The organism is Schwartzia sp. (in: firmicutes) (assembly GCF_978017985.1).
Genome location: NZ_CDXDFU010000179.1, coordinates 1 through 7,039 on the forward strand (window position 1 = coordinate 1; position 7,039 = coordinate 7,039).

At 51.0% G+C, this 7,039-nt stretch carries 6 protein-coding genes and 1 pseudogene; all 7 read left to right on the top strand.

The window, feature by feature from the left end; genetic code table 11:
- Positions 1 to 461, top strand: a pseudogene (locus ACY69O_RS07780) (elongation factor 4); the annotation flags it as partial.
- Positions 461 to 1,597 carry a radical SAM family heme chaperone HemW gene (gene hemW / locus ACY69O_RS07785; protein ID WP_462332902.1) on the top strand — a complete coding sequence of 379 codons (1,137 nt, stop codon included), beginning with the start codon at positions 461 to 463 and terminating at the stop codon, positions 1,595 to 1,597. The pseudogene ACY69O_RS07780 and the gene hemW, both read left to right, overlap by 1 nt.
- A gap of 14 nt (positions 1,598 to 1,611) precedes the next feature.
- On the top strand, positions 1,612 to 2,289 hold the full coding sequence (locus ACY69O_RS07790) for a hypothetical protein (RefSeq protein ID WP_462332903.1): 678 nt from the start codon (positions 1,612 to 1,614) through the stop codon (positions 2,287 to 2,289).
- A 163-nt stretch (positions 2,290 to 2,452) separates the two neighbouring features.
- Entirely contained in the window at positions 2,453 to 3,475 is a 1,023-nt protein-coding gene (gene hrcA / locus ACY69O_RS07795) for a heat-inducible transcriptional repressor HrcA (RefSeq protein ID WP_462332904.1), read from the top strand.
- Positions 3,476 to 3,493: 18 nt separating this feature from the next.
- Positions 3,494 to 4,099: a nucleotide exchange factor GrpE gene (gene grpE, locus ACY69O_RS07800; protein ID WP_462332905.1), complete on the top strand. Its 606-nt coding sequence runs from the start codon at positions 3,494 to 3,496 to the stop codon at positions 4,097 to 4,099.
- 60 nt (positions 4,100 to 4,159) lie between these two features.
- Positions 4,160 to 6,016 (top strand): molecular chaperone DnaK, encoded by a 1,857-nt coding sequence (dnaK, locus tag ACY69O_RS07805; protein ID WP_462332906.1) that lies wholly within the window; start codon positions 4,160 to 4,162, stop codon positions 6,014 to 6,016.
- 86 nt (positions 6,017 to 6,102) lie between these two features.
- Positions 6,103 to 7,039: molecular chaperone DnaJ (dnaJ, locus tag ACY69O_RS07810; protein WP_462332907.1), on the top strand; the 937-nt coding region annotated here is incomplete at its 3' end.

The window sequence follows — 7,039 nt, forward strand, 5'->3', positions numbered from 1 at the left end:
ATCATATTCCGCTGAGCGAGATTATTTACGATTATTTTGATATATTGAAATCAACGACACGTGGATACGCATCGCTGGACTATGAGCTTGCCGATTACCAGCCGGCCAAGCTCGTGAAACTCGACATCCTCCTTAACGGAGAGCCCGTCGATGCTCTTTCAACAATTGTTTTCGCGGATCATGCGGCTTACCGTGGGCGTCAGCTTGCGGCGAAGCTCAAGGAAATCATCCCGAAGCAGATGTTCGAGATTCCGATTCAGGCAGCGGTCGGAAGCAAAATTATCGCCCGTGAAAACGTACGCGCATTCCGCAAGGATGTCCTTGCAAAATGCTATGGCGGCGATATATCGCGTAAGCGTAAGCTGTTAGAAAAACAAAAGGAGGGCAAGAAGCGCATGAAGGCGGTAGGCAGTGTCGAGATACCACAGGAAGCCTTTATGGCGGTCTTGAAAATTCACTGATGAGCTACGGAGTCTACATTCACATCCCATTCTGCAAGAAGAAATGCCAGTATTGTGATTTTCCTTCGTGGGAAGGAAAGGAAGACCTCATGTCTGCATATACGCAGGCAATCGTCAAGGAAATTGAAGCACAGGAGCCCTTCCTGGCAAAGGCAGGCCCCGCGTCCAGCGTATTTATCGGGGGAGGAACACCGACGGTTATACCTATCACGCAGCTCGAACGCATCATTGATGCAGTGCGTGAAAATATTCCGTTGGAGCCTGAGGCGGAGTTTACCGTCGAGGCGAACCCCGGTACAGTGACGCTGGAGCATATGACGGCGCTCTACACCATGGGTGTCACGAGGCTCTCCATCGGAGCGCAGACCTTTGAAAATGATATTTTGGAGCGCATCGGACGCATTCACACTGCGCAGGATATTAAGGACGCGGTGCGCTGGGCACGTGCCGCGGGATTTACTAATGTCAGCATGGACCTCATGTACGGATTGCCTGGGCAGACAATGAAGAATCTCGTCGACAGTATAGGCTCTGCCATGGATCTTGCGGTGACTCACATGTCCGTTTATGGCCTTCAGGTGGAGGACGGAACTCCATTAAAGGCAAAAATTGAATCAGGCGAAATCACTCTTCCCACAGAGGAAGAAACGGAGGCCATGTACGACTACGTTGTGAATAATCTGCCTCCTTATGGTTTTGCAAGATACGAAATTTCGAATTTTGCCCGGGACGGCTTTGAGAGCCGCCACAATCTCGGTTACTGGACCGACCAGCCCTATATCGGCTTTGGCGCGGCAGCACATTCTTACTGGAACGGACGGCGCACGGAAAATCTCAGGACACCTGAGGAATACATCGCCAGCATCGAACGCGGTGAATCCCCGGCCCGTCCGGAGGAGCCGTCTACACCGGAGATTCAGATGGCAGAATTCTGTTTCCTTGAGCTCAGGACGGTGCTCGGCATAAACCGCGCCCAGTTTGAAAAACGCTTCGGATGCACGGTGGAAAGTGTATATCAGGAGGTTATTGACGAGCTTACGGAAAAGGGACTTCTGACATCGGACGATAAATACTTCAGGCTTACTCCAAAGGGAATGAAGCTCGGAAACGTCGCTTTCCGTGAATTTCTGCTTTGAGGGGGATAAATAATATGATGAAGAAATTTTTCGCGTCGGCAGCTGCAGCAATGCTTCTTATGGGAACTGTACCTGCCATGGCAGCACCTGAGCTTTCTTCTGTTCAGGTCAGCGAAGCACAGGTCAAGGCGAACAGGATTGTGCCGAATAAAAAAATTAACTTTGTGTTTGCTGAGTGGCAGGATTTCCGTACCGATGAAAACTTCATGCAGGACGATATCCGCACCACGGCTGATGCATATTGGATAACTCCGTACTGCCATGTAATGAATGAGCAGATTACCCAGACACGCACAGGAAGCAGAGACTTCAAAGCAATACCTGAGGCGGGAAAGGAATATCAGCTCCGCATCATGATTGCGTCACGCCGTCTGGATATTGATGCTATACGCGGCGCTGAAATTACGGTGAAGCAGGGACGGCGTGAGCTTGTGCCCATGCGCGTACGCTACACGAACATTCAGCGCGTGGAGGAGAAGGATATACTCTATTCCACCACATGGAATAAAATCGGTCTGGTGCTTGATTTTGCCGTTGAGGATGTGGATGAAAAGCTTCCGCTCTCGGTCACGGTCCGTGCCAACGGAAGCACACCGATTATTTTCCCCGAGTTTGAAAACAAGATTGAATACGACAGCTACGATACAAAGCAGCAGGAATTCAAATGGTATCCGCTGCATGACAGACTTTAATTAAGAAAGAAAAGAGGCAGGGCTGTGGCTCTGTCTTTTTTCTTTCCTGTTAGTTTATTTTTTTATTTTGACTTATTGACTTTTTGATGTATAAGAGGTATATTCTTTATAGGTATTTAGCACTCAACTGGAAAGAGTGCTAACAAACGAGGAGGAGGAAAGGATGGACGAACGCAAACAGAGAATTTTGCAGGCAATCGTGCAGGACTATATTGAGTCTGCTGAACCGGTTGGTTCCCGCACGATAGCGCGCAGACATGATCTCGGCGTCAGTCCTGCTACGATTCGGAACGAGATGGCAGACCTTGAGATGCTTGGTTATCTCGAGCACATCCACACGTCATCAGGCCGAATCCCGTCCTCCAAGGGCTATCGCTTCTATGTCGATGACCTTCTTCCGGCAAAACCGCTTGAGGAAGAGGAGAAGGCTCTTATCGACAAATGGTATATGGAGCGTGTCCGCCGCATTGATGAAGTCTTTCAGGAGACCGCGCGCATCATATCGCACGTTACAAAAAATGTCTCTCTGGTGCTTGCGCCGCAGATGACACAGGCCGCCTTCCGCTGCCTACAGTTCCTGCCGTTGGATGAACGCCGTGCGATTGCTGTTATTATGACTGATGCCGGATTCATCGAGAACAAGATAGTCCCGATTCCGGACGGTGCGGCATTTGAAGATTTTCAGCGCATGGCACTTGTTATTAACGGATGCCTTGCAGGGCATACACTCGATGCGATATCCCCGGCAGTAATGAAGACAATCCGCGAGGAAATCGGAGATGAAAGTCTTTTTGAAGCGGCACAGGAGGTCATTCACCGCTCACTGGACACAGGGAAGCGCGAGCGCCTCTATCTGGGAGGTACCAGCGAGATACTCTCGCAGCCGGAATTTCATGATGTAGAAAAGGTCAAGGAAATTCTGCTTATGTTCGAAGAAGAACAGCTTTTGAAGGACATACTTCACGCGCATCTGGGAGAGGGACTCAAGGTTACTATCGGTAAGGAGAATGAAGTCAGAGGCATGCAGGAATGCAGTCTTATGACAGCGACCTACCATCTGGACGGCGAGCTTCTGGGAACGATTGCTGTTCTCGGACCTACACGTATGGAATATGGAAAGGCGATGACACTCCTCAATTACATGAACGGCCATTTGGCCGACGTGGTCAAAAAATTCCGCTGGTAGCGGCACGAGGTGAGAAAAATGGCATTCATGAAGGATAAAATGAAGAAAAAGGATGAAGTGAACTTGGAAGATATGCAGGAGCAGATTAACGAAGCGGCTGCGGAGGCAGAAGCAGAAAAAACGGAAGAAACTGTATCCGAAGCCGAAGCACCGGATACTGAAGCGGCAGAGCAGTCTGTTGATGAAACAGAAAAGCTCAAGGCTGAAATTGAAGAAAAGAAAAACCAGTACCTGCGCCTGCAGGCTGATTTTGAAAATTTCCGCCGCCGTACGCGGCAGGAAAAAGAGGAGTTGGGCGATGTGGTCACGCAGACCATTCTCAAGGATATGCTTCCGCTCCTGGATAACTTTGAAAGAGCCCTTGCTTCCGACAATAAGGACAGCGACGGCTTCCACAAGGGCGTTGAAATGATTTATAATCAGTTCGCCGAGACGCTCAAAAAGAACGGCCTCGAGTATATTGAGACGGAAGGAAAGAAATTCGACCCGAATTTCCATCAGGCCGTCATGAGGGTTCAGAATCCCGACCTCGAGGATGATACGATTGCGGCGGAGCTGCAAAAGGGCTATATCGTCAAAGGACGTGTTGTACGCCCGAGCATGGTACAGGTTGTTTCCAACTAGTTCTAAGCTAGTGAAATAAATAGATATTTAACATTTGTTTTATAACAGGAGGAAATAAAAATGGCAAAAGTAATTGGTATTGACCTGGGTACGACGAACTCTGTTGTATCCGTTATGGAGGGCGGCGAGCCCACGGTTATCACGAACCCTGAGGGCAGCCGTCTTACACCGTCCGTAGTTGGTTTCACGAAGGACGGACAGCGTCTTATCGGTCAGCTTGCAAAGCGTCAGGCTGTATCAAACCCGGACCGCACAATCCGTTCCATCAAACGCCACATGGGCGAGAACGACTACAAAGTGGATATCGACGGCAAAGGCTACACACCGCCTGAAATTTCCGCTATGATTCTTCAGAAGCTGAAAGCTGACGCAGAGGCATATCTCGGCGAGACGGTATCTCAGGCAGTCATCACTGTTCCGGCATACTTCAACGACAGCCAGCGTCAGGCTACAAAGGACGCAGGTAAAATCGCAGGCCTTGAGGTTCTCCGTATCATCAACGAGCCGACGGCTGCTGCTCTTGCTTACGGTCTTGATAAAGACAATGATGAAACGATTCTCGTATTCGACCTCGGCGGCGGTACATTCGATGTATCTATTCTTGAGCTGGGCGACGGCGTATTCGAGGTTAAGGCTACCAACGGTAACACGCACCTCGGCGGGGATGATTTCGATGCCCGTATCGTTGATTGGATGGCTGATGAATTCAAGAAAGAAAACGGTATTGATTTGAAAGCTGATAAAATGAGCGCTCAGCGCCTTGTTGAGGCAGCAGAGAAAGCTAAGATTGAGCTTTCCAGCATGCTCTCCACGAACATCAATCTGCCGTTCATCACGGCAGGTGCAAACGGCCCGCTCCATCTCGACCTTACACTTTCCCGTGCTAAGTTCGATGAACTTACGAGAGACCTGGTCGAAGCAACCATGGAGCCGACGCGCAAAGCTATGGCAGATGCTGAGCTTTCCCCGTCCGACATCAACAAGGTTATCCTTGTCGGTGGTTCTTCCCGTATCCCGGCTGTTCAGGAGGCTATCAAGCAGTATCTGAACAAAGAGCCGAACCGCGGAGTCAACCCGGATGAGTGCGTTTCCGTCGGTGCTGCAGTACAGGGCGGCGTCCTCGTGGGCGAAGTCAAAGACGTGCTTCTTCTCGACGTTACACCGCTGTCCCTCGGTATCGAAACTCTCGGCGGCGTATGCACGAAGATTATCGACCGCAACACCACAATCCCGACCTCCAAGAGCCAGGTATTCTCTACGGCTGCAGACAATCAGCCGTCTGTTGATATCCATGTTCTTCAGGGCGAGCGTGAAATGGCAGCAGGAAACAAGACGCTCGGACGTTTCGAGCTCTCCGATATTCCGCCTGCACCGCGCGGAGTACCTCGTATCGAGGTTAAATTCGATATCGATGCGAACGGTATCGTTCACGTATCTGCAAAAGACCTCGGAACGGGTAAAGAGCAGAAGATTACGATTCAGTCAGACAGCGGCATGAGCAAGGAAGATATCGACCGTATGGTCAAAGAAGCCGAAGCACATGCAGCAGAGGATAAGAAACAGAAAGAAACAATCGAAATCAAGAATAACGCTGACAGCCTTGTATATCAGGCTGAAAAGGCTATCAAGGATCTCGGCGACAAGGCTGACAAAGCACAGGTCGAAAAGGTACAGGCTGCTGTAGAGAAGGTTAAGGAAGCACTCAAGGGCGGCGACAACGAAGCAATCAAGAAAGCTTCGGAAGAGTTGCAGAAACCGCTCTATGAAATGAGCGCAGCTGCATATCAGCAGGCACAGCAGGCTGCTGGCGGCGCACAGGCAGGCCCTGAGGGCGCGGCTCCGCAGCAGGATGCAAAGAAAGACGATGACAACGTCGTAGATGCTGAGTATACGGAAGTCAAAGACGACAAGAAATAAGAAGGACTGCGAATAAGCGCAGTTCAGGTTAGAGGAAGAGTGGGCTCCAAACTGCTCACTCTTCTTATTTACGAAGGTGGTAGAACGTGAGCGAAAAACGCGATTATTACGAAGTTCTCGGCGTTGAAAAGGGTGCCTCGGAAGCGGAGATAAAGAAAGCCTTCAAAAAACTGGCTCGAAAATATCATCCGGACTTAAACCGTGACAACCCCAAGGAAGCTGAGGAAAAATTCAAAGAGGTCAATGAAGCATACAGCGTTCTTTCCGACCCGCAGAAAAAACAGCAGTACGACCAGTTCGGCCATGCGGCATTTGAAGGCGGCATGGGCGGAGGCGGCGGTGCAGGCGGCTTCGGCGGATTTGGAGGGTTCGGAGGCTTTGGCGGAGGCGGCGGATTCGACGATATTTTCGACGCCTTCTTCGGCGGCGGCGGAAGCCGTCAGCGCCGTCAGGGTCCGGAGAAGGGCTCTGACCTGCGCTATGACCTTGAGATTGAGTTCGAGGAAGCGGCATTCGGCGTTGAAAAAGAAATCCGTATCCCGCGTACCGAGGAATGTAAGGCCTGCCACGGTTCAGGCGCGGCAGAGGGATCGTCTCCCGAGACTTGTCCTGACTGCCACGGCACGGGACAGGTTCAGCACGCGGTCAATACGCCTCTCGGCCGCATGATGAGCTCCCGTACCTGCGGACGCTGCGGCGGTACTGGAAAAATCATTAAGAACCCGTGCAAGGAGTGTAACGGTTCGGGACATGTAAAAGGTTCCCACACGATTCGTGTCAAGGTGCCGGCAGGTGTCGATGAAGGCTCACGCATCCGTATTTCAGGAGGCGGAGACGCAGGACGCCGCGGCGGTCCGAGCGGAGACCTTTACGTTTATATCTATGTGCGTGAGCACAAGCTCTTCCAGAGAAGCGGCTCTGATGTTCTCTGCGAGGTGCCTATCTCATTCGTTCAGGCGGCTCTCGGAGATACAATCGAAGTGCCGACTTTGGACGGAAAGGTAGAGATGAAGATTCCCGAAG

Excerpts from the sequence above, each read along its gene's own strand:
- hemW (WP_462332902.1), top strand. The coding sequence starts at position 461 with ATGAGCTACGGAGTCTACATTCACATCCCATTCTGCAAGAAGAAATGC.
- ACY69O_RS07790 (WP_462332903.1), top strand. The coding sequence starts at position 1,612 with ATGATGAAGAAATTTTTCGCGTCGGCAGCTGCAGCAATGCTTCTTATG.
- hrcA (WP_462332904.1), top strand. The coding sequence starts at position 2,453 with ATGGACGAACGCAAACAGAGAATTTTGCAGGCAATCGTGCAGGACTAT.
- grpE (WP_462332905.1), top strand. The coding sequence starts at position 3,494 with ATGGCATTCATGAAGGATAAAATGAAGAAAAAGGATGAAGTGAACTTG.
- dnaK (WP_462332906.1), top strand. The coding sequence starts at position 4,160 with ATGGCAAAAGTAATTGGTATTGACCTGGGTACGACGAACTCTGTTGTA.